19 protein-coding genes are annotated in these 21,433 nt (G+C 69.6%); 10 read left to right on the top strand and 9 right to left on the bottom strand.

Annotated elements, in window-relative coordinates:
• Positions 1 to 19: 19 nt before the first annotated feature.
• Genes H4N64_RS33350 through H4N64_RS33325 form a run of 6 tightly spaced genes read right to left on the bottom strand, consistent with a single transcriptional unit; the run spans position 20 to position 7,166 of the window.
• Positions 20 to 1,438: an NAD(P)/FAD-dependent oxidoreductase gene (locus H4N64_RS33350; protein WP_186286260.1), complete on the bottom strand. Its 1,419-nt coding sequence runs from the start codon at positions 1,436 to 1,438 to the stop codon at positions 20 to 22.
• 22 nt (positions 1,439 to 1,460) lie between these two features.
• Positions 1,461 to 2,261, bottom strand: a complete 801-nt coding sequence (locus H4N64_RS33345) for an ABC transporter permease (protein ID WP_186286259.1) — start codon at positions 2,259 to 2,261, stop codon at positions 1,461 to 1,463.
• Positions 2,262 to 3,185 carry an ABC transporter permease gene (locus H4N64_RS33340; protein ID WP_186286258.1) on the bottom strand — a complete coding sequence of 308 codons (924 nt, stop codon included), beginning with the start codon at positions 3,183 to 3,185 and terminating at the stop codon, positions 2,262 to 2,264.
• On the bottom strand, positions 3,185 to 4,342 hold the full coding sequence (locus H4N64_RS33335) for an ABC transporter ATP-binding protein (RefSeq protein ID WP_418896313.1): 1,158 nt from the start codon (positions 4,340 to 4,342) through the stop codon (positions 3,185 to 3,187). The genes H4N64_RS33340 and H4N64_RS33335 overlap by 1 nt, the downstream gene beginning before the upstream one ends.
• Positions 4,339 to 5,586 carry a polyamine ABC transporter substrate-binding protein gene (locus H4N64_RS33330; RefSeq protein ID WP_186286257.1) on the bottom strand — a complete coding sequence of 416 codons (1,248 nt, stop codon included), beginning with the start codon at positions 5,584 to 5,586 and terminating at the stop codon, positions 4,339 to 4,341. The genes H4N64_RS33335 and H4N64_RS33330 overlap by 4 nt, the downstream gene beginning before the upstream one ends.
• A gap of 53 nt (positions 5,587 to 5,639) precedes the next feature.
• On the bottom strand, positions 5,640 to 7,166 hold the full coding sequence (locus H4N64_RS33325; RefSeq protein WP_186286256.1) for a gamma-aminobutyraldehyde dehydrogenase: 1,527 nt from the start codon (positions 7,164 to 7,166) through the stop codon (positions 5,640 to 5,642).
• 211 nt (positions 7,167 to 7,377) lie between these two features.
• Here H4N64_RS33325 and H4N64_RS33320 point away from each other — a divergent pair, with 211 nt between their 5' ends.
• Positions 7,378 to 7,932 (top strand): NADAR family protein, encoded by a 555-nt coding sequence (locus tag H4N64_RS33320; protein WP_186286255.1) that lies wholly within the window; start codon positions 7,378 to 7,380, stop codon positions 7,930 to 7,932.
• 137 nt (positions 7,933 to 8,069) lie between these two features.
• On the opposite strand, the gene H4N64_RS33315 is transcribed toward H4N64_RS33320, so the two are convergent.
• Positions 8,070 to 8,771 (bottom strand): DUF4190 domain-containing protein, encoded by a 702-nt coding sequence (locus H4N64_RS33315; RefSeq protein WP_260860126.1) that lies wholly within the window; start codon positions 8,769 to 8,771, stop codon positions 8,070 to 8,072.
• A gap of 55 nt (positions 8,772 to 8,826) precedes the next feature.
• On the opposite strand from H4N64_RS33315, the gene H4N64_RS33310 reads away from it, so the two are divergent.
• Both H4N64_RS33310 and H4N64_RS33305 read left to right on the top strand, forming a co-directional pair.
• Positions 8,827 to 9,990, top strand: a complete 1,164-nt coding sequence (locus H4N64_RS33310; protein ID WP_186286254.1) for an adenosine deaminase — start codon at positions 8,827 to 8,829, stop codon at positions 9,988 to 9,990.
• An 8-nt stretch (positions 9,991 to 9,998) separates the two neighbouring features.
• Positions 9,999 to 10,727 (top strand): glycerophosphodiester phosphodiesterase, encoded by a 729-nt coding sequence (locus H4N64_RS33305; RefSeq protein ID WP_186286253.1) that lies wholly within the window; start codon positions 9,999 to 10,001, stop codon positions 10,725 to 10,727.
• Here H4N64_RS33305 and H4N64_RS33300 read toward each other — a convergent pair.
• On the bottom strand, positions 10,672 to 12,321 hold the full coding sequence (locus H4N64_RS33300) for a sigma-70 family RNA polymerase sigma factor (protein ID WP_186286252.1): 1,650 nt from the start codon (positions 12,319 to 12,321) through the stop codon (positions 10,672 to 10,674). The genes H4N64_RS33305 and H4N64_RS33300 overlap by 56 nt on opposite strands.
• Positions 12,322 to 12,588: 267 nt before the next feature.
• On the opposite strand from H4N64_RS33300, the gene H4N64_RS33295 reads away from it, so the two are divergent.
• Positions 12,589 to 13,728, top strand: a complete 1,140-nt coding sequence (locus tag H4N64_RS33295) for a serine hydrolase domain-containing protein (RefSeq protein ID WP_186286251.1) — start codon at positions 12,589 to 12,591, stop codon at positions 13,726 to 13,728.
• 146 nt (positions 13,729 to 13,874) lie between these two features.
• Here the strand turns inward: H4N64_RS33295 and H4N64_RS33290 are convergent, their stop codons facing one another.
• A complete protein-coding gene (locus H4N64_RS33290; RefSeq protein WP_186286250.1) occupies positions 13,875 to 15,314 on the bottom strand; it encodes an aminobutyraldehyde dehydrogenase in 1,440 nt (479 codons plus the stop codon).
• 171 nt (positions 15,315 to 15,485) lie between these two features.
• On the opposite strand from H4N64_RS33290, the gene H4N64_RS33285 reads away from it, so the two are divergent.
• The 6 genes from H4N64_RS33285 (at position 15,486) to H4N64_RS33260 (ending at position 21,333) form a co-directional block, all read left to right on the top strand.
• Positions 15,486 to 16,016: an Lrp/AsnC ligand binding domain-containing protein gene (locus H4N64_RS33285; protein ID WP_186286249.1), complete on the top strand. Its 531-nt coding sequence runs from the start codon at positions 15,486 to 15,488 to the stop codon at positions 16,014 to 16,016.
• Between the two features lie 19 nt (positions 16,017 to 16,035).
• Positions 16,036 to 17,400, top strand: coding sequence for an aspartate aminotransferase family protein (locus H4N64_RS33280; protein WP_186286248.1), 1,365 nt, complete (start codon positions 16,036 to 16,038; stop codon positions 17,398 to 17,400).
• A 179-nt stretch (positions 17,401 to 17,579) separates the two neighbouring features.
• Complete coding sequence (locus H4N64_RS33275; RefSeq protein ID WP_186286247.1) at positions 17,580 to 18,320, top strand: ABC transporter ATP-binding protein; 741 nt, start codon at positions 17,580 to 17,582, stop codon at positions 18,318 to 18,320.
• Positions 18,302 to 19,657, top strand: coding sequence for a hypothetical protein (locus H4N64_RS33270; protein ID WP_186286246.1), 1,356 nt, complete (start codon positions 18,302 to 18,304; stop codon positions 19,655 to 19,657). Before H4N64_RS33275 ends, H4N64_RS33270 begins: the two co-directional genes overlap by 19 nt.
• Positions 19,658 to 19,777: 120 nt before the next feature.
• Entirely contained in the window at positions 19,778 to 20,185 is a 408-nt protein-coding gene (locus H4N64_RS33265; RefSeq protein ID WP_186286245.1) for a VOC family protein, read from the top strand.
• 26 nt (positions 20,186 to 20,211) lie between these two features.
• Positions 20,212 to 21,333 carry an SLOG cluster 4 domain-containing protein gene (locus H4N64_RS33260; protein WP_186286244.1) on the top strand — a complete coding sequence of 374 codons (1,122 nt, stop codon included), beginning with the start codon at positions 20,212 to 20,214 and terminating at the stop codon, positions 21,331 to 21,333.
• Positions 21,334 to 21,433: the final 100 nt, after the last annotated feature.

The following is a 21,433-nucleotide window of genomic DNA, read 5'->3' as shown; positions in this document are numbered from 1 at the left end:
CGAGTGACAGTCGGCCGAGTCAGCTGTCGAAGCCCAGGCCCAGCCGGTCCATGGCTTTCAGCCAGAGGTTGCGCCGCCCGCCGTGCGCGTCGGCGCGGGCCAGCGACCACTTGGTGAGCGCGATCCCGGTCCAGGCGAAGGGTTCCGGCGGGAAGGGCAGCGGCTTCTTGCGGACCATCTCCAGCTCGGTGCGCTCGGTGGACTGACCCGACAGCAGGTCCAGCATGACGTCCGCGCCGAACCGGGTCGCGCCGACGCCGAGCCCGGTGAAGCCCGCCGCGTAGGCCACCTTGCCGTGGTGGGCGGTGCCGAAGAACGCCGAGAAGCGCGAGCAGGTGTCGATCGCGCCGCCCCAGGCGTGGGTGAAGCGGACGCCCTCCAACTGCGGGAAGCAGGTGAAGAAGTGCCCGGCGAGCTTGGCGTACGTCTCCGGGCGGTCGTCGTACTCGGCGCGCACCCGGCCGCCGTACGGATAGATGGCGTCGTAACCGCCCCACAGGATCCGGTTGTCGGCGGACAGCCGGAAGTAGTGGAACTGGTTGGCACTGTCCCCGAGGCCCTGGCGGTTCTGCCAGCCGATCTCCTTGAGCTGGTCGTCGGTGAGCGGCTCGGTCATCAGGGCGTAGTCATAGACGGGGACGGTGAAGGCGCGCACCCGCTTGACCAGGCTCGGGAAGATGTTGGTGCCGAGGGCGACCTGGCGGGCGCGGACCTGCCCGTAGGGCGTGCCGACGGCCATGCCGGCGCCGTACGGCTTCAGGGTGAGGGCCGGGGTGCGCTCGTAGACGCGGACGCCGAGCCGGACGCAGGCCTGCTTCAGGCCCCAGACCAGTTTGGCGGGGTTGAGCATGGCGACGCCCCGGCGGTCGTGGAGTCCGGCCTGGAATGTCGGTGAGTTGACTTGTTCCCGTACGGCGTCCGCGTCCAGGAACTCGACGCCCTCGGCGAGCCCACGGCGCTCGATCTCCTCGTACCAGTCGCGCAGTTCCCACGCCTGGTAGGTCTCGGTGGCGACGTCGATCTCTCCGGTGCGTTCGAAGTCGCAGTCCAGGGAGTAGCGGGCGACCGCCGCCTCGATCTCGTCGAGGTTGCGGGCGCCCAGCTCCTGAAGCTTGTGGATCTCGTCCGGCCAGCGGGTGAGCCCGTTGGGCAGACCGTGGGTGAGGGAGGCGGCGCAGAAGCCGCCGTTGCGGCCCGAGGCGGCCCAGCCCACCTCGCGGCCCTCCAGCAGGACGACATCCCGCTGCGGGTCGCGCTCCTTGGCCAGGAGCGCGGTCCATAGTCCGCTGTATCCGCCGCCGACGACCAGCAGATCGCAGGTCTCGGCGCCGGTGAGCGCGGGCTCGGGGTGGGGCCTGCCGGGGTCGTCCAGCCAGTACGGAACCGGCTGCGCTTCAGAAAGTGCCTTTGTCCAACGGCTCATGGCGCTTGGGGCCATGATTTCAACTCCCTACAAGGGCTTATGCCTTTTGCTTGCTACGGCGGTTGCTGATGACCATCGAGGCCAGGACGAACAGTACGGCGATGATGAACATGGCCGTGCCGATGACATTGATCTGAACGGGCGTTCCGCGCTGTGCCGAGCCCCAGACGAACATGGGGAAGGTGACGGTCGAGCCCGCGTTGAAGTTGGTGATGATGAAATCGTCGAAGGAGAGCGCGAAGGCGAGCAGCGCGCCCGCGGCGATTCCGGGTGCCGCGATCGGCAGGGTGACCCTGACGAAGGTCTGGAACGGGCCGGCGTAGAGGTCCTGCGCGGCCTGCTCAAGCCTCGGGTCCATCGACATGACGCGCGCCTTGACGGCCGTCACGACGAAGCTGAGGCAGAACATGATGTGGGCGATGAGGATCGTCCAGAAGCCCAGCTGGACACCCATGTTGAGGAACAGGGTGAGCAGCGAGGCGGCCATGACGACCTCGGGCATCGCCATCGGCATGAAGATCAGCGAGTTCACCGCGCCGCGCGCCCGGAACCGGTAGCGGACCAGGGCGAAGGCGATCATCGCGCCGAGGACGGTGGCGCCCAGCGTCGCCCAGAAGGCGATCTGGAGGCTGAGGGTGAGCGAGGAACACAGCCCCGAGACACCGCAGGGATCGGTCCAGGCGTCGGTGGAGAACTTCTGCCACTCGTAGTTGAAGCGGCCCTTCGGGTCGTTGAAGGAGAACAGCGTCACGACGACGTTGGGCAGCAGCAGATATCCGAGCGTGAAAAGTCCCGCGATGACGACGAAATTGCGCTTGAGCCAGTTGACGAAGGCCATTTAAACCAGATCCTCCGTCCCCGACTTGCGGATGTAGAGCGTGACCATGATGAGGATCGCGAACATCAGGATGAAGGAGAGCGCCGCCGCCGTCGGATAGTCGAGAATCCTCAGGAACTGCGACTGGATGACATTGCCGATCATGCGGGTGTCGGTGGAGCCGAGCAGATCGGCGTTGACGTAGTCACCGGCGGCCGGGATGAAGGTGAGCAGCGTGCCGGAGACGACACCCGGCATCGACAGCGGGAAGGTGACCTTCCGGAAGGTCGTGACCGGCTTGGCGTACAGATCGCCCGCCGCCTCGTGCAGCCGTCCGTCGATCCGCTCCAGCGAGGTGTAGAGCGGCAGGATCATGAACGGCAGGAAGTTGTACGTCAGACCGCACACGACCGCCAGCGGGGTGGCCAGCACCCGGTCCCCCGCCGTCATGCCGAGCCAGCTGGTGACGTCCAGGACATGCAGCGAGTTGAGCGCGCCGACGACCGGGCCGCCGTCCGCGAGGATCGTCTTCCAGGCGAGGGTGCGGATCAGGAAGCTGGTGAAGAACGGCGCGATCACCAGGATCATGATCAGGTTCCGCCAGCGGCCGGCCCGGAAGGCGATGAGATACGCCAGCGGGTAGCCCAGCAGCAGACACAGGATCGTCGCGGAACCGGCGTACAGCACCGACCGCAGGAACTGCGGGTAGTACTCGGCCAGCGCGTCCCAGTACGTCGAGAAGTGCCAGGTGACCTCGTAGCCCTGCTCCAGGGAGCCGGTCTGCACGGAGGTGGACGCCTGGTAGACCATCGGCAGCGCGAAGAACACCAGCAGCCAGGCGAGACCGGGCAGCAGCAGGAGGTACGGCGTCCAGCGGCCCCTCTTGCGCGGGGGCTTCTTCTCGGGGGCGGGCGCCAGGGGCGGCGCCTCGGTGACCGTCGCCATCAGACCGCCTCTTCCTCGGTGCCCGCGTCGATGTCCTGGGCGGCATCCAGACCGAAGGTGTGCGCCGGGGACCAGTGCAGGACGACGTCGGCGCCGGGGACCAGGCGGGCGTCGCGGTCGACGTTCTGGACGTAGACCGAGAGCTCGGGGCAGACGGGGCTGTCGATGACGTACTGCGTGGAGACGCCGATGAAGGACGCGTCGGCGATCTTGCCGGTGACGCGGTTGCGGCCGTCCGGGATCTCGCCGGCGTCGTCCGCGTGGGTGAGGGAGATCTTCTCCGGGCGCACCCCGACCAGCACCTTGCCGCCGGTCGTGGTGGGCGCGGAACAGCGCGCCTCGGGCAGCACGAGCTTGCCGCCGCCTGCCTTGAGGACGATGTCCTCGCCGCTCTTGGCGTCGACCTCGGCCTCGATGAGGTTGGAGGTGCCGAGGAAGTTGGCGACGAAGGTGGTCTTCGGGTTCTCGTACAGATCGGCGGGGGCGCCGAGCTGCTCGACGCGGCCCGCGTTCATCACGGCGACCGTGTCGGCCATGGTCATGGCCTCCTCCTGGTCGTGCGTGACATGCACGAAGGTGATGCCGACCTCGGTCTGGATGCGCTTGAGCTCCAGCTGCATCTGGCGGCGCAGCTTGAGGTCGAGGGCGCCGAGCGGCTCGTCGAGGAGGAGCACCTTGGGGTGGTTGATCAGCGCGCGGGCGACGGCGACCCGCTGCTGCTGGCCGCCGGAGAGCTGGTGCGGCTTCTTGCGGGCCTGCTCGCCGAGCTGGACGAGCTCCAGCATCTCCTCGACCTGCTTCTTCACGCTCTTGATGCCGCGTCGGCGCAGGCCGAAGGCGACGTTCTCGAAGATGTCGAGGTGCGGGAAGAGGGCGTAGGACTGGAATACCGTGTTCACCGGCCGCTTGTACGGAGGCAGCCGGGTCACGTCCTGGTCGCCGAGGAAGACGGTGCCGGAGGTCGGCTCCTCAAGTCCCGCGATCATGCGCAGGGTTGTGGTCTTGCCACAGCCGGAGGCGCCGAGCAGGGCGAAGAAGGAGCCCTGCGGGACGGTGAGGTCCAGCGGGTGTACGGCCGTGAAGTTGCCGTAGGTCTTGCTGATGCCCGTGAGTCGGACGTCGCCGGTGTTGTCGTTCTTGGTGGTCACGTCGATCACGCCCCCGTCAGCTTCGCGAACTTCGTTTCGAACTCGGTCTCTTCCTTCGAGCTCAGCGAGCGGAAGGCGCGGGACTTCGCGGCCATGGCCTTGTCGGGGATGATCAGCGGGTTGTTCGCCGCATCCTCGTCGATCTTCGCCAACTCGGCCTTGACCCCGTCGACGGGGCAGACGTAGTTGATGTACGCGGCGAGTTCGGCGGCCGCCTTCGGCTCGTAGTAGTAGTCGATGAGCCGCTCGGCGTTCGTCTTGTGCCGGGCCTTGTTGGGGACCAGGAGGTTGTCCGTCGACGTCATGTATCCGCTGTCCGGGATGATGAAGTCGATGTCCGGGCTGTCCGCCTTGAGCTGGACGACGTCTCCGGCCCAGGCGATGCAGGCGGCGAAGTCGCCGCTGGACAGGTCGGAGGTGTAGTCGTTGCCGGTGAAGCGGCGGATCTGGCCCTTGTCCACGGCCTTCTGGATGCGGGCGATGGCCGCGTCGTAGTCGTCGGCGGTGAAGTCGCCCGGGTCCTTGCCCATGTCGAGCAGGGTCATGCCGATGCTGTCGCGCATCTCGGACAGGAAGCCGACCCGGCCCTTGAGCTTGGGGTTGTCGAGCAGATCGGAGATCGACTTCACCTCCTCGCCGTCCAGCGCCTTCTTGTTGAAGGCGATGACCGTCGAAATGCCCTGCCAGACGTACGAGTAGGCGCGGCCCGGGTCCCAGTCCGGGGAGCGGAACTGGGAGGACAGGTTGGCGTAGGCGTGCGGCAGGTTGGCAGGGTCCAGTTTCTGGACCCACCCGAGGCGGATCAGGCGGGCGGCGAGCCAGTCGGTGACGCAGATGAGGTCGCGCCCGGTGTCCTGGCCGGCCGCCAGCTGCGGCTTGATCTTTCCGAAGAACTCGACGTTGTCGTTGATGTCCTCGGTGTACTTGACCTTGATTCCGGTCCGCTCGGTGAACGTGTCGAGCGTGGGGTGGTGCTTCTCGCTCTCGTCGACGTCCATGTACTCGGTCCAGTTGGAGAAGTTGACTTCCTTCTCCTTGGTCGAGTGGTCGTCCGAGGACACTCCGCCCTCGGTCTTGCCCGCGGCCGGGATGCCGCAGGCGCTCAGCGTTCCCAGACCGCCGACCGCGAGCGCGCCGCCGGTGGAGGCGCGCAGCAGCGAACGGCGGCTGAGCGAGGCCCTGCCGTTGCGGAAGCTGCGCCGCATGGCGGCCACTTGGGCCGGGGACAGGCGGTCGGGCTCGAACTGCTCCATGCGCTTGGTGCCCTTTCGGAGGGTGGGCGGCCGCGGGTCGGGCGGCCTGGCTGCTATCGGTCCCCGAAGATCGTGCGGTGCCAGTCCTTCCTGGCGACCGCCGTGTTGTCGAACATGACGTGCTTGATCTGCGTGTACTCCTCGAAGGAGTAGGTTGACATGTCCTTGCCGAAGCCGGACGCCTTGTAGCCCCCGTGGGGCATCTCGCTGATGATCGGGATGTGGTCGTTCACCCATACACAGCCCGCCTTGATCTCGCGGGTGGCCCGGTTCGCCCGGTAGACGTCCCGGCTCCAGGCGGAGGCGGCCAGACCGTACGGGGTGTCGTTGGCGAGCGCGATCCCCTCGTCGTCGGTGTCGAAGGGGAGGACGACGAGGACGGGCCCGAAGATCTCGGACTGGACGATCTCGCTGTCCTGGGCGGCGTCGGCGACGAGCGTGGGCCGGTAGTACGCCCCCTTGCCCTCGGGGATCTCACCGCCGGTCACCACGCGCGCGTAGGCACGCGCCCGGTCGACGAACCCGGCGACCCGGTCGCGCTGCACATGGGAGATGAGCGGGCCGAGGTCGGTCCCGGCGGCGAAGGGGTCACCGAGCCGGACGCTCTCCATGAGGGCGGCGGTCTTCTCCACGAACGCCTCGTACAGCGGCCGCTGTACGTACGCGCGCGTGGCGGCCGTGCAGTCCTGGCCGGTGTTGATGAGCGCGCCCGCGACAGCGCCGTTGGCGGCGGCCTCCAGATCGGCGTCGTCGAAGACCACGAAGGGCGCCTTGCCGCCGAGCTCCAGGTGGATCCGCTTGACGGTGGCGGTGGCGATCTCGGCGACCCGCTTGCCGACGGCGGTGGACCCGGTGAAGGAGGTCATGGCGACGTCCGGGTGCCCGACGAGATGCTCACCGGCCTCCTTCCCCGTCCCGGTGACGATGTTGACGACACCGTCGGGGATGCCCGCCTCGGTGCAGGCCTCGGCGAAGAGCAGCGAGGTCAGCGGGGTGAGCTCGGCGGGCTTGAGCACGATGGTGTTGCCCGCGGCGATCGCCGGGAGGATCTTCCAGGCGGCCATCTGGAGCGGGTAGTTCCAGGGGGCGATCGAGCCGACCACGCCGATGGGTTCACGGCGAATGTACGAGGTGTGGTCGCCGGAGTACTCGCCGGCGGACTGACCCTGGAGATGACGGGCGGCACCCGCGAAGAACGAGGCGTTGTCGATGGTCCCCGGTACGTCGAACTCACGGGTCAGCTTCAGCGGCTTGCCGCACTGGAGGGACTCCGCGCGGGCGAACTCCTCGGCTCGCTCGGCGAGGACGGCGGCCAGCTTGTGCAGCGCGTCGGAGCGCTCGCCGGGGGTGAGCCCGGCCCAGACCGGGAAGGCGGCGCGGGCAGCGGCGACAGCGGCGTCCACGTCGGCCGTGCCCGCCAGCTCGTAGGTGAGCACCTCCTCCCCGGTGGCCGGGTCGACGACCGCGTGGGTGCGGCCCGAGGTGCCCTTCGTCGGGCGGCCCGCGATGTACTGCGCACCGGCCGCGAAGCGCTCGTGTGCGGGGAATCGTTCCGGGATGGCGTTGCCCGGGTTGTGCATGTCGCTCTCCTCCGCCTTCGCCCCGCTGTCCACGGGGGCGGGTGGCGTAGCTCCAGCTCGATTTGAGTGCCGATCCTGACAGAGCAATAGCACTCCAACAAGTGATTCCGTTGTTTCCTTTTGGTTACGCGACGGAATCTGTCGACCAGGTGTCGACTGAACTCGAAAAAGCCAGGACGGAGTGTCAGTGGTGCGTGCCAGACTCGCGTGCATGGGAAAGATCGATTCTCGGGATGCCCTGGTCAGGGAGGTCCGCGCGGGGGCGGGGATCAAGTATCTGCACTTCTGGGGACACCGGCCCAGACCCGACGGCCGTATCGGCGCCAGCTGTCTGAGCCAGTGGTGGCCGTCGCCGTTCACGGTGGACGGGGTGGAGTACGCGACGGCCGAGCACTGGATGATGGCGGGAAAGGCCCGCCTGTTCGGCGACGCCGAGGCCGAGCGGAAGATCCTGGCCGCCGGGCATCCCTCGCAGGCGAAGAACGCCGGGCGGCTGGTGCGCGGGTTCGACGAGGAGACATGGGCGCGCGAGCGGTTCGGCATCGTGGTCGAGGGCAGCGTGCACAAGTTCGGGTCGGACGAGGGGCTGCGGGGGTTTCTGCTGGGTACGGGGGAGCGGGTGCTGGTGGAGGCGAGCCCTGTGGACCGGGTGTGGGGGATCGGGCTCGCGGCGAGCGACGACGCGGCGATGGATCCGGAGCGGTGGCGGGGGCCGAATCTGCTGGGGTTCGCGTTGATGGAGGCGCGGGAGCGGTTGCGGGGGTAGGGGTTTTTCGCCCCCGCCGCCCCTACCCGTCCCATCCCGGGGCTCCGCCCCGGACCCCGCTCCTCAAACTCCCCCGGAGGGGGCACCCCCAAGGGGCTGATTTTCAGCCCGTCCGGCGTTTCAAAACCCGGCGGTGCCTACCGTGTGGCGATCACGAACGCCAGCATCGCCAGACCGAGCACGATGCCCGCCGCGCCGCAGATCGCTCCGGCCAGGGCCGGGCCCGAGTTGGTCGCCTCGCCCCGCCGGATCTTCCCTCGGCCGATCAGACCGAAGATCAGCGCCAGGACGCCCAGCAGGATGGCGATCGGCCAGAGGCAGAAGACGGCCGCCGAGATGATCCCGAGCACCAGCGAGGTCGTGCCCATGCCGTTGCTGGGCAGGGGGTGCATGCCGGGCCAGCCGTAGCCGTAGCCACCGCCCGGCTGGTGCGGGTAGCCGGGGGTGCCGTAGGCACCGGGGTAGCCGTAGGGGACCTGCCCCGGGCCGTCGGGGGCGATGGGCGGCGGAGGCACGGGCTCGCCCTGGGCGTACGGCGGATTGAAGGCGGGCGGAGCGAAGGGGTTGGCCGGGGCCGACCACGGCTGCGGCTGTCCCGGCGCCTCGGGCCCCGGCATCGACGTCACCGTCTGCTGGTCGTGCACCGAGGGCGCCGACCAGGCCGGCGACGACGAGGCCACCGTGTGCCCGGGACCGTCGGCACCGCCGGAGGCGTCCGGCGTCGGCGGCGCCCAGGGGTTCGGCTCGGCCCGGGACGCGGAGGCGTCCTTCGTCAGCCCGACCTTCGGGGCGGCCCCGGGGTTCTCCGGCGCAGCCGGCGTCGGCGTGTCGTCGGACATGCGCGGGACCCCCTCTGTGTGCGTCCCGTCATGCTACGGCGCCGCACCGGACCGCGTGGCCCCGGCCTACGATGATCCCGGAGTCACCGATCAGCCGATCACCCGCGTCCCGCCGCACTCCGGCCGGGGACGCCGTTCCCGGGGAGGAACCTTGACCGACCACACCGCCACCGGCCTCGCGGACGCCACGCGCGACCCGCACGCCTTCATCGCCGGACTGCCCAAGGCCGAACTCCATGTGCACCACGTCGGCTCCGCCTCCCCGCGTATCGTCTCGGAGCTGGCCGCCCGCCACCCCGACTCCAAGGTGCCCACCGACCCCGAGGCCCTGGTCGACTACTTCACCTTCACGGACTTCGCCCACTTCATCGACGTATACCTGTCCGTGGTCGATCTGATCCGCACCCCGGAGGACGTACGTCTGCTGACGTACGAGGTGGCCCGGGACCTGGCCCGGCAGCAGGTGCGGTACGCCGAGCTGACCATCACCCCCTTCTCCTCCACCCGCCGGGGCATCGACGAGCGGGGCTTCATGGACGCGATCGAGGACGCCCGCAAGGCGGCCGAGGCCGAGTTCGGGACCGTACTGCGCTGGTGCTTCGACATCCCCGGCGAGGCGGGTCTTGAGTCCGCCGAGGAGACCGTGCGGCTCGCCACCGACGAGCGGCTGCGCCCCGAGGGCCTGGTGTCGTTCGGGCTCGGCGGACCCGAGATCGGTGTCCCTAGGCCCCAGTTCAAGCCCTACTTCGACCAGGCCATCGCCGCGGGACTGCGCTCCGTGCCGCATGCCGGTGAGACCACGGGTCCTGAGACGGTGTGGGACGCCCTGACACATCTGCGGGCCGAGCGCATCGGGCACGGCACCAGTTCCGCGCGGGACCCGAAGCTGCTCACGCACCTCGCCGAGAACCGGATCCCACTGGAGGTGTGCCCGACCTCCAACATCGCCACGCGCGCGGTGCGCACCCTCGACGAGCACCCGATCAAGGAGTTCGTCCGGGCCGGTGTCCTGGTCACCATCAACTCCGACGACCCCCCGATGTTCGGCACCGACCTCAACAACGAGTACGCCGTCGCCGCCCGCCTGCTGGAACTCGACGAGCGCGGTCTGGCCGAGCTCGCGCACAACGCGGTCGAGGCGTCCTTCCTCGACGAGCCCGGCAAGGCCCGCATCAAGTCCGAGATCGACGCCTACACCGCCGCCTGGCTCGCCCCCTGACCGCGCCGATGAACACCCAAGTCACCGCGGTCGCCCACCGAGGCGACCCCTACCTGTTCCGCGAGAACACGCTCGACTCCCTGCGCTCGGCGATCGTCAGGGGCGCCGACGCCGTGGAGATCGACGTACGGCTGACCCGGGACGGCGTGCCGGTCCTGCTGCACGACGAGTCGCTGAAGCGGCTGTGGGAGCAGGACCGCCCGTTGCTCTCGCTGTCGGCGGACGAGCTGCTCGGGCTCACGGTCGGCGGAGTGCCGACGCTGGCCGAGGCGCTGGACGCGACCGACGGGCACCGGGTGATGCTCGATCTGCCCGGCGCACCGGACCTGCGCACCGCGCGCCGGATCGTGGACGTCGTACGGGAGTCGGGCGCCTCCGACCGCGTGTACTACTGCGCCGGTGCACCCGCCATGCTCGCCGTTCGCGCCGCCGACCCGGGCGCCGAGATCGCGCTGACCTGGACGACCTTGGCGCCGCCGCGGCCCGCGTTGCTGGAGGCGGTGCGGCCGCGCTGGCTCAACTACCGTTTCGGCCTGGTCGACCGGGCCCTCGCCGAGCGCGTCCACCGGGGCGGGCATCTGCTGTCGGTGTGGACCCCCGACACCCGCCGCTCGATGCGCCGCCTGATCGGCCTGGGCGTCGACTCGATCACCACGAACCGCATCGACGCGCTCCGCGCGCTCACACGCGCGAACGCTGCGCCACCGTCGCCGGATCGGCGGGCGCCGCGCGCGTGACGTACTGCGGCACGGGCGCGGTGTCATCGCCGGTGTCACGGACCAGGCCGTAGCGGATGGCGCCCTGGTCGGGGCCGTAGTGGATGTCCTTGTCCACTGCGGCCCAGTCCACCGGCATGACGGTCAGGCCGTAGGAGGCGCCGCGCTCGTTCTGGTTCAGGGTGACGGTGCCGTCGACGTAGAAGTACTCGTTCTGCCACATCTGTTGAGTGCCGTCGGGCAGCACCGTGTAGCCGATGTCCGGGCCGCCCATGCCGGTGACGTAGCCGCGGTCGGAGCCGTCCCCGACGACGTCGTCCATACGACGGCCGCCGCCGGACGCGACGTGGAACAGCCTCCCCTTCAGACCGGTCCAGGTCGGCATGGTCAGCCCGCCGGGCCGGTCGTGCGGGGCGATCTGCCAGCGCACCAGGACATAGCCCCGCCCGCTGAGCGTGACGCTCTCGCCCCGGTGCTGCATGACGGCCTTCGCGCCCAAGGTGCTGTTGAGCCCGGTCTCGGGGCGGCGGGGCAGGGTGCCGGGGTCCGCGTTCGGGCCCGGTGCCTGGTCGACGGCGTCGACGACCGTGCCGTAGAGCTGGACCTTGCGCTGGGTGACCGACGGGGAGGGAGAAGGGGTCGCCGAAAGCGTCGGCGACGGGGAGCGGGTGGTGGCGGGCGTCGTGGGTGCGGTGGCGCGCGGGGGCGAGGTGTCGGACGGCTGGGTGACGACGTAGGCGCCGCCCGCGACGATGGTCGCCCCGGCCGTGACGGCGACGACGGGCTGGGTCAGCGCGCCCAGCACCTTGGCCGACCAGCCGACGGAGGCCGCCGCGGCGGCCGTCTTGCCGCCGAAGGCCAGCGAGAGCGTGAAGCCGACCGGGAGCGGGACGAGGGCGAGGCCGACCAGGAGCCGTTCGGCCGGTACGACGGTCTCGCGGGCGTCGCCGCAGTAGCCGCAGCCCCTGATGTGCCGAGCCAGCCGCTTGCGCCAGACCGAGTCGGGGCGGCCGTTCCAGCGGGAGGTGAGTTCGCGCAGGTCGGGACAGGCGCCGTCGAGGGCACGCACGATCCCGCGCGCGGTCTCAAGACGCTCCTTCACCCGCTGCACACGCACCGCCGCGTGCTGTCGGCTGATCCCGGCCGCGGCCGCCAGCTCGCGCCGGCTCAGCTCGCCCGCGACCTCCAGCCACCACAGCGACAGCAGTTGCCGGTCCTCGTCGTCGAGCCACGGCACGGCCTCGGCGACCTCGCGCCGCTGGCCCTCAAGTCCGAGGCGCAGCACGGTGAGTTCGGCGAAGTCCTGCTGGGCCGCCGAGTCGTCGAGCGGCGCGGGCTGCCTGCGGCGCGCCCGGTCCCGTATCTGCCGCATGGCGATGGCGACGAGCCAGGACCGGAAGCTGTCCGGATCGCGCAGCGAACCGAGGTTGTCGACGGCCCGCAGCATGGTCTCCTGGACGACGTCGTCGACATCGGCGTGCCCGTTCAGCGCACGCCCGACGACGTTGTAGACGAGCGGGAGCCACCCCGCCACCAGCTCGTCCAGCGCGCGCCGGTCCCCCGCCTGCGCGGCCGCGATGGTGGAGCGCCACTGCCTGCCGGCTGCCTCGTCCACGTACGTCCTCTCCGATGTCGTCGCCCCTTCGTACGCGCTGTGTCAGGGACCGGCCATGAGGGAGATCACGGGTGAGGAGACGAGGGGAGGCCGACCTGGATAACACTTTTTGCGGCCCGTAGGTGCGATCCCCCACAACACCCTGAAATGGTAAGTGAGTTACTAGGGGCCACCCCAGGGGCGGCTGCCCTCCTCACCGACGATCCGGTGCGGGCCCCGCGCTCGCAGGATGATCACCGACACATAGCCGGATCCCTGGAGCACCCGATGCGACGCATCCGCACCTACGCCCTGACCGCCTCCGTGGCCCTCGCGCTGACCGCCGTCCCACTGGCCGTGCCCGCGTTCGCCGCGCCCACCCCGGCCTCCGCCGCGAGCGAGACGACAGGACCGGACGTCGAGGCCCTGCGCGCGGCGCTGGCCGGGCTGCCGGACGAGACCGCGACCGCCGCGCAGGTCCGCGTCGGCGGCAAGGGGAGCTGGCACGGTGTCGCCGGGGTGCGCGACCTGAGGCCCGGCGCTCCGGCACTGGCGAACTCTGTCTTCCGGGCGGGCTCGACGACGAAGATCGTGACGGCGTCGATCGTGCTGCAACTCGTCGCCGAGGCCCGGATCTCCCTCGACGGCACGGTGCAGCAGTACCTCCCGGGCCTGCTGACGGACGACTTCGGGCCCATCACCGTACGGCAGTTGCTGAACTTCACCAGCAACCTCCAGCCGGGCGCCTCGCTCGGCGACAGCGTCGAGGAGGGCTACGAGCACCGCTTCGAGACCCTCACCCCCACCGAGGTCGTCGCCGCGTCGGTCGCCAAGGGCCCGAACCCCGAGTACGAATCCGGCGAACAGCAGCGCTACGGCAACATCCACTACACCGTGCTCGGGCTGCTGATCGAGAAGGTCACCGGTGACACGTACGCCCACCAGGCGCAGGTGCGGATCCTCAAGCCGCTCGGCATGCGGCACACATCCTTCCCCAAGGGCGCCGACCCGCGTATCCACGGCCCGCACAACCGTGGATACGACTGGATCGACGGCGAGTTGGTGGATGTCACCGAATGGAACATGGTCGACCGTTTCGCGGCCGGCGACATGATCTCGACGACGGCGGACCTGGAGCGGCTGCTGGTGGCCGTGTTCCGTGGCCGTGTGGTGCCGGAGCCGCAGTTGCGGGAGATGTTCACGGTGCCGGACGTGCCGAAGGCGTCGATGGGCATGGGCCTGGAGCGCTTCGAGCTGAACGGCAAGGAGATCTGGGGCAAGACGGGCTCCCGCCCCGGCTATCATACGGTGGTCGCGGCCACCCGGGACCTGTCCCGGACGCTGGTGTACTCCGTCAACTCGACCGACGCCAAGGGCGACGGCCTGTCGATCGTCCAGCGCTTCGCCTTCCCGGCGTTCAACCGCTGACGGCCGCGTCCGAGGCGGACGGATCGGCCCCGGCGCGATCACCCGGCTCGGGAGCCGGACGATGGCCGCCACGTCAAACGAAACCGCGGGTGTCCGACACCTTGTCAATGACGTGGTGTCGGACACCCGCGGCCCCGGAGCGACCGTCAGCCGTCCAGCGACGTCATGACGTGCTTGATCCGCGTGTAGTCGTCGAACCCGTACCCCGACAGGTCCTTGCCGTACCCGGACTTCTTGAAGCCGCCGTGCGGCATCTCCGCGACCAGCGGGATGTGCGTGTTGATCCAGACGCAGCCGAAGTCCAGGGACTTCGACATCCGCATCGCACGCGCGTGGTCCTTCGTCCACACCGAGGACGCGAGGGCGTAGTCCACGCCGTTGGCCCACTCGACGGCCTGGGCCTCGTCCGAGAAGGACTGGACGGTGATGACCGGACCGAAGACCTCGTTCTGGATGATCTCGTCGTCCTGCTTGAGCCCGGACACGACGGTCGGCGCGTAGAAGTAGCCCTTGTCACCGACCCGCTGACCGCCCGCCTCCACCTTGGCGTGCGCGGGCAGCCGCTCGATGAAGCCGGAGACCTGCTTGAGCTGGTTCGGGTTGTTGAGCGGGCCGAAGAGCACGTCCTCGTCGTCCGGCTGCCCCGTCTTCGTGTCGGCCGCGGCCTTCGCGAGCGCCGCCACGAACTCGTCGTGGATGGAGGCCTGTACGAGCACGCGCGTGGCGGCCGTACAGTCCTGCCCGGCGTTGAAGAAGCCCGCCACGGAGATGTCCTCGACGGCCTTCGCGATGTCGGTGTCCTCGAAGACGACGACCGGCGCCTTGCCGCCCAGCTCCAGGTGGACCCGCTTGAGGTCCTTCGACGCCGATTCGGCGACCGACATGCCGGCGCGGACCGAGCCCGTGATGGAGGCCATCGCCGGCGTCGGGTGCTCGACCATCAGCCGGCCGGTGTCACGGTCGCCGGTGATGACGTTGAAGACGCCCTTGGGCAGGATCGAGCCGATGATGTCGGCGATCAGGACGGTGGAGGCCGGGGTGGTGTCCGACGGCTTCAGCACGACGGTGTTGCCCGCCGCGATGGCCGGCGCGAACTTCCATACGGCCATCATCATCGGGTAGTTCCACGGCGCGACCTGCGCGCAGACGCCGACCGGCTCACGGCGGACGATGGAGGTCATCCCCTCCATGTACTCACCGGCCGAGCGGCCCTCCAGCATGCGGGCCGCACCCGCGAAGAACCGGATCTGGTCCACCATCGGCGGGATCTCCTCGGACCGGGTCAGTCCGATCGGCTTGCCGGTGTTCTCCACCTCGGCCGCGATGAGCTCCTCGGCGCGCTCCTCGAACGCGTCCGCGATCTTCAGGAGCGCCTTCTGGCGCTCGGCCGGGGTGGTGTCGCGCCAGGCGGGGAAGGCGCGGGCGGCGGCCTCCATGGCGGCATCGACATCCGCCTGCCCGGACAGCGGCGCGGTCGCGTACGCCTCGCCCGTCGCGGGGTTGACCACCTCGGTGGTCCGTCCGTCGAGGGCGTCCCGGAACTCACCATCGATGTAGTTACGCAGACGACGCAGCTCGGTGCTCACTGCCGGCCTCCTGTGTCAGGGTCGAACTGTCCAATCACTGAGACACCTACCCTAGTCGGCGACCCGACGTTTTCAACAGCCCCACCGCCGCCATATCTGCGAAATCCGCAAGTCTCGGCGACGTAAACAACGAATTTCATCGATACGGCCTTGCGGAACTGTCGAGACCTCGTGCACAGTGAGGTCGTGGCCAGTCGAAGCGCAGACCCCAGGGACTCCCGTGAGTCCCCCCGCGAATCCAGGAACGGCAGCACGCCGCACCTGGACGCCGTCTCCCTCGCCATCATCGAACAGCTCCAGGAGGACGGCCGCCGGCCGTACGCCGCCATAGGCAAGGCCGTGGGTCTCTCCGAAGCGGCCGTGCGCCAGCGCGTCCAGAAGCTGCTCGACCAGGGCGTGATGCAGATCGTCGCCGTCACGGACCCGCTCACCGTGGGCTTCCGGCGCCAGGCGATGGTCGGCATCCATGTCGAGGGCGACGTGGAGTCCGTGGCCGACGCGCTGACCGAGATGTCCGAGTGCGAGTACGTCGTGATGACCGCGGGCTCCTTCGACCTGATGGTGGAGATCGTCTGCGAGGACGACGACCACCTGCTGGAAGTCATCAACCGCCGCATCCGTGCCATCCCCGGAGTGCGCTCCACCGAGAGCTTTGTCTATCTGAAGCTCAAGAAGCAGACCTACATGTGGGGAACCCGATAGCCGTGAGGACCCGATAACCGTGAGCACCAAGGACCTCAGCCAGACCGCGTACGACCACCTGTGGATGCACTTCACCCGCATGTCCTCGTACGAGAACTCCCCCGTCCCCACCATCGTCCGGGGCGAGGGCACCTACATCTACGACGACAAGGGCAAGCGCTACCTCGACGGACTCGCGGGCCTGTTCGTGGTCCAGGCCGGCCACGGCCGCACCGAGCTCGCCGAGACCGCCTCCAAGCAGGCGCAGGAGCTGGCCTTCTTCCCGGTCTGGTCCTATGCCCACCCCAAGGCCGTCGAGCTCGCCGAGCGCCTCGCGCACCACGCGCCCGGCGATCTGAACAAGGTCTTCTTCACCACCGGCGGCGGCGAGGCGGTCGAGACCGCCTGGAAGCTGGCGAAGCAGTACTTCAAGCTCACCGGCAAGCCCACCAAGTACAAGGTCATCTCCCGCGCGGTCGCCTACCACGGCACCCCGCAGGGCGCCCTGTCCATCACCGGCCTGCCGGGCCTGAAGGCCCCCTTCGAGCCGCTGGTCCCGGGCGCGCACAAGGTCCCGAACACCAACATCTACCGCGCCCCGATCTTCGGCGACGACCCGGAGGCCTTCGGCCGCTGGGCCGCCGACCAGATCGAGCAGCAGATCCTCTTCGAGGGCCCGGACACGGTCGCGGCCGTCTTCCTGGAGCCCGTGCAGAACGCGGGCGGCTGCTTCCCGCCCCCGCCCGGCTACTTCCAGCGGGTCCGCGAGATCTGCGACAAGTACGACGTCCTGCTGGTCTCGGACGAGGTCATCTGCGCCTTCGGCCGACTCGGCACGATGTTCGCCTGCGACAAGTTCGGCTACGTCCCGGACATGATCACCTGCGCCAAGGGCATGACCTCGGGCTACTCCCCGATCGGCGCCTGCATCATCTCCGACCGGCTGGCCGAGCCGTTCTACAAGGGCGACAACACCTTCCTGCACGGCTACACCTTCGGCGGCCACCCGGTCTCCGCGGCCGTCGGCCTCGCCAACCTCGACCTCTTCGAGCGCGAGGGCCTCAACCAGCACGTCCTCGACAACGAGGCCAACTTCCGCGCCACGCTGGAGAAGCTGCACGACCTGCCGATCGTCGGCGACGTCCGCGGCAACGGCTACTTCTACGGCATCGAGCTCGTGAAGGACAAGGCGACCAGGGAGTCCTTCAACGCGGAGGAGACCGAGCGCGTCCTGTACGGCTTCCTCTCCAAGGCCCTCTTCGACAACGGCCTGTACTGCCGTGCCGACGACCGCGGTGACCCGGTCGTCCAGCTCGCCCCGCCGCTGATCTCCGACCAGGACACGTTCGACGAGATCGAGCAGATCCTGCGCGCGACGCTCACGGAGGCGTGGACGAAGCTGTAGCCTCCGGAGGTTCCACGGCCCGGGTACACCCATGCGAGTGAGAAGGGTGCACCCGGGCCGCGTGCTGTCCGGCGTCGCTGCCCCGGATCCTTAGCGTGCCTGGTAACCGATCGGCCCTGCTCTCGTTCCCCCGCACGGGGGACTGCAAGGCACAACGGACCAGAACGAGGTGTACGCCCATGGAGGCTCCGCCGGACAACGACGTGCTCTGGGCACGGTCCCTGCACTTCACACACCAGGACGGCTCACCCGCGCTGAGCGGCGTATCCCTCGGCGTGCGCGAGGGCGAGATCCTCGCGGTGTGCGGCCCGCGCGGCAGCGGCAAAACGACTCTGCTCAGTTGCCTGGCGGGGCTGGCCGCGACGCGGCACGGCGAGGTCTGGTTCAACAGCGTGCCGATGCACACCATGGGCCCCATCGGCCGTGAACGGCTGCGCCGCGACCGCTTCGGCTGGATCGACCCCGAGCCGGTGCTGGTCCCCGAGCTCAACGTCTGGGAGAACGCCGCCCTGCCCCTGATGCTGCGCGGCACGAGCCGCCGGCGCGCCAAGACGGCCGCGCTGGAGTGGCTGGAGCGCCTCGACATCGGCGACGGCGCCCGCAAGCGCCCCCGGGAACTGACCCAGGCGCAGCGGCAGCGCGTCTGCATCGCCCGCGCGCTGGCCCCGGCGCCCACGGTCCTCTTCGCCGACGAACCGACGGCCCCGCTGCACCGGGCCGACCGCGCGCATGTCCTGCGGACGCTCACGACGGCGGCCCGCTCGCACGGCATCACGGTCGTCCTCGCCACCCACGACACGGAGACCGCGGCCCTGGCCGACCGCACGGTGTCCCTGCTGGACGGGCGCCGTGTGAACACGGTGCATCTGCCCCCGATGGCCGACTCGGAAGGGCGGGCCGCGTGCTCGCTCTCCGCCTGACCCGCCGAGCCCACCCCGCCGTACAACTGCGCCGCCTGCTGGTGGCCACGGCCTCGGCGGGCACGGGCTTCCTCCTGCTGTGCACCCTGGGCCACGCGATGACCCACCCCGGCTCCCCCGGCGCATCGTTCCTACGCCTGACGTGGTGCGCGGCGCCACTGGCAGCGACGGTCCACTTCGCGGTGGCGGTGGCCAGAACAGACCCCGGCACCCGCCCCCGCCCCGGCCTCGCGGCAATCGGCCTGAGCCCGGCCCGCCTGATGGCGGTATCGGCGACCACCACGCTTCTGTCGACCCTCCTCGGCTCCATGCTGGCCCTGCTCTTCTTCCTCCACCTACGAGGAGACCTGACGGGAATGCCGTTCGACGGAGCGGCGGCGGAGTTCTTGGCGGCGTCGGAGCCCTTGCCGCTACCGGCGGCACTGACACTGCTGTCGCTGGTCCCGACGGCGGCGTCACTGGCGGTGGCGGTGACACTGCGCCCAAGGGAGGCAAGGCCATCCACGGCGGAGGGCCCCAGACGCTTCGGCCGCTTCGGCGCGTACGGCACGACGGGGGAACGGGAGACGTTCGGAGCGTACGGAAGATTCGGCGCGCGCCTACGACGTGCAGAGCCTGCGGGCAGTCGTGACGCTGGGGCGTCCCCCGACCCGGAGAAGAGCGGCGCCCCGCATGCGCGGGCGAGCGAAACCCACCCGCCCGCAGGGGCCCCCGCAGACACACCGACCAGCACCCCCTCCGGCCTCCCCTGGGGCACAGCCATCCTCGCCGGGGGACTGGCAGTAGAGGCCTACGCCAGCACCGCCACCACCAACACCACGACCATGCCCACCGGCCTCCCCACAGGCCCCACCGCAGTCCTCATCGGCTGGGCCCTCACCGCGGTCGGCCTGGCACTGGCCGGCCCAGGCCTCACCCATCTCTGCGGCCGCCTCCTCCAGTCCCTGCGCCCCGGCGCCCTACGCCTCCTCGCCGGACGAATCCTCATGGAAGAGGCCACCAGAATCGGCCGCCCCCTCGGCATCGTCTGCGCCGTGGCCTCCGCCGCGTACGCCATGGCCGTACTCCACGACCCCACCGCGGACGGCCGCACCCTGGGCCCGCTCACCACCCTCGGCGCGACGGTCGTCACCGGCTGCGCGGTGGCCACCCTCCTCACCGCGGCCGTAGAGGCACGACAGGCCCGAGCCGACACCACGGCCGCCCTGCTCCGCCTGGGCGCCCCACCCACGATGCTCCGCAGCGCGGCAGCCCTCCGCGCAGGCGCACTGCTGGCCGTCTTCGGCCCGCTCACACTGATCGTCGCCGAGCTCGCGGCGCTCCCCCTGGCCCGCTGAAAAGCCGCAAAACCGGCGCCAAAAAATTCGTACGAAAAAAATCATCGCCCCCCGATGAGTTCCGCTCGGCCCCCCGGTCTACCCATCCGAACAGACCGACCCCGATGGGAGAGACCTCAGATGTACCAGCAGATGATCTTCGTGAACCTGCCCGTCGCCGATCTCGACGCCTCGAAGAAGTTCTTCACGGAGCTGGGCTACTCGATCAACCCCCAGTTCAGCGACGAGAACGCGGCGAGTGTCGTGATCAGCGAGACCATCGTGGCGATGCTCCTCACCAAGCCCTTCTACTCGACCTTCACCGACAAGGAGATCGCGGACGCCACGAAGACCAGCGAGGTGGCGATCTGTCTGAGCGCCGAGAGCCGCGAGAAGGTCGACGAGCTGGTCGAGAAGGCCGTCGCCGCCGGCGGCACCGCCTCGGACAAGGTCCAGGACATGGACTTCATGTACGGCCGCGGCTTCGACGACCTCGACGGCCACAGCTGGGAGATCGTATGGATGGACCCCGCCGCGATCGAGGGCTGAACAGCCGCCGTGTCTAGCATGGGCGCGTGCAGACGATGCCCGCCCATGCGGCCCACCACAACGACCGTGAGATCGAGACGCTCCAGGAGTTCGACGCCACCGTCTCGGCCCGCGGCACGCTCGCCGGATTCCGGATACAGGCCGTCGATCTGACGGACCGTACGCGCGAACTGCTCGGCACGGACACGGCGGGCGCCATATTCCTCGGCTGCCCGATGCGGGAGAACGCCGCCGCGAAGATCCGCGCGGACGGCGCCATGGTCTTCCCGCCGGTCCCGGAACTACCCTTCGAACCCTACCGGGGCCTGCTCTACTCGCCGGACGAACTCTTCGCCGGACTCGACAAGGGGTACGAACAGACGCCCGACGCCCTCTCCTACGCCTGGTTCCAGCGGACCAAGGCGGACGGCGACATATTCGCGTCGATGCTGCGCTCCGTCCACGACGACGCCGTCTCGGACGCCCTCGACGAACTCCTGCGCGGCACAAGGGTCGTGGGCGTCATGGGCGGCCATGCGATGGCCCGCGGCACGGAGGCCTACACGGGTGCCGCCCGCCTCGGCCGGGAGCTGGCCCGCGAGGGCTTCACGGTCGCCACCGGCGGTGGGCCGGGCGCGATGGAGGCGGCTAACCTCGGCGCGTACGCCGCCCCCTACGACGACACGATGCTCACCGAGGCGCTCGAACTCCTCGCCAAGGAACCGACGTTCACACCGTCGATCACCGGCTGGGCGGCCGCGGCCTTCGAGGTGCGCGCCCGCTGGCCCAAGGGCGGTGGCTCGATCGGCATCCCTACCTGGTTCTACGGCCATGAGCCGCCGAACGCCTTCGCCGCGCACATCGCCAAGTACTTCGCCAACGCCACCCGCGAGGACGGCCTGCTGGCCCGCTCCAACGCGGGTGTGGTCTTCCTGCCGGGCGCCGCCGGGACCGTACAGGAGATCTTCGACAACGCGACGCCGAACTACTACGAGTCACGGGGCGAGCCCACGCCTATGGTGCTGGTGAACCGTGCGCACTGGACGGAGAAGCTGCCGACATGGCCGCTGCTCCAATCGCTCGCGCGAGAGCGGTCGATGGAGTCCCGTATCGCCCTGGTCGACCGGATCGAGGAGGCTCCGGAGGCGTTGAAACGTCTCGGCGGTTAATAAGAGGGCAAAGCCAAGGTCCTTGTCCCGCATATGCGTTGACACTGCTTACGCAGCGCTTATAAACCTGTGAGCCTCTTGGGAGTGGTGATGCGGGTGC

Source organism: Streptomyces cupreus, assembly GCF_014257025.1.
GTDB classification, from domain to species: Bacteria; Actinomycetota; Actinomycetes; order Streptomycetales; family Streptomycetaceae; genus Streptomyces; species Streptomyces cupreus.
This window is presented reverse-complemented; position numbering and strand designations above follow the sequence as displayed.

Coding starts and splice junctions, on each gene's coding strand:
- H4N64_RS33325 (WP_186286256.1), bottom strand. CDS start 7,166: ATGCACAACCCGGGCAACGCCATCCCGGAACGATTCCCCGCACACGAG.
- H4N64_RS33315 (WP_260860126.1), bottom strand. CDS start 8,771: ATGTCCGACGACACGCCGACGCCGGCTGCGCCGGAGAACCCCGGGGCC.
- H4N64_RS33305 (WP_186286253.1), top strand. CDS start 9,999: ATGAACACCCAAGTCACCGCGGTCGCCCACCGAGGCGACCCCTACCTG.
- H4N64_RS33265 (WP_186286245.1), top strand. CDS start 19,778: ATGTACCAGCAGATGATCTTCGTGAACCTGCCCGTCGCCGATCTCGAC.
- H4N64_RS33350 (WP_186286260.1), bottom strand. CDS start 1,438: ATGGCCCCAAGCGCCATGAGCCGTTGGACAAAGGCACTTTCTGAAGCG.
- H4N64_RS33340 (WP_186286258.1), bottom strand. CDS start 3,185: ATGGCGACGGTCACCGAGGCGCCGCCCCTGGCGCCCGCCCCCGAGAAG.
- H4N64_RS33295 (WP_186286251.1), top strand. CDS start 12,589: ATGCGACGCATCCGCACCTACGCCCTGACCGCCTCCGTGGCCCTCGCG.
- H4N64_RS33345 (WP_186286259.1), bottom strand. CDS start 2,261: ATGGCCTTCGTCAACTGGCTCAAGCGCAATTTCGTCGTCATCGCGGGA.
- H4N64_RS33330 (WP_186286257.1), bottom strand. CDS start 5,586: ATGGAGCAGTTCGAGCCCGACCGCCTGTCCCCGGCCCAAGTGGCCGCC.
- H4N64_RS33275 (WP_186286247.1), top strand. CDS start 17,580: ATGGAGGCTCCGCCGGACAACGACGTGCTCTGGGCACGGTCCCTGCAC.
- H4N64_RS33320 (WP_186286255.1), top strand. CDS start 7,378: ATGGGAAAGATCGATTCTCGGGATGCCCTGGTCAGGGAGGTCCGCGCG.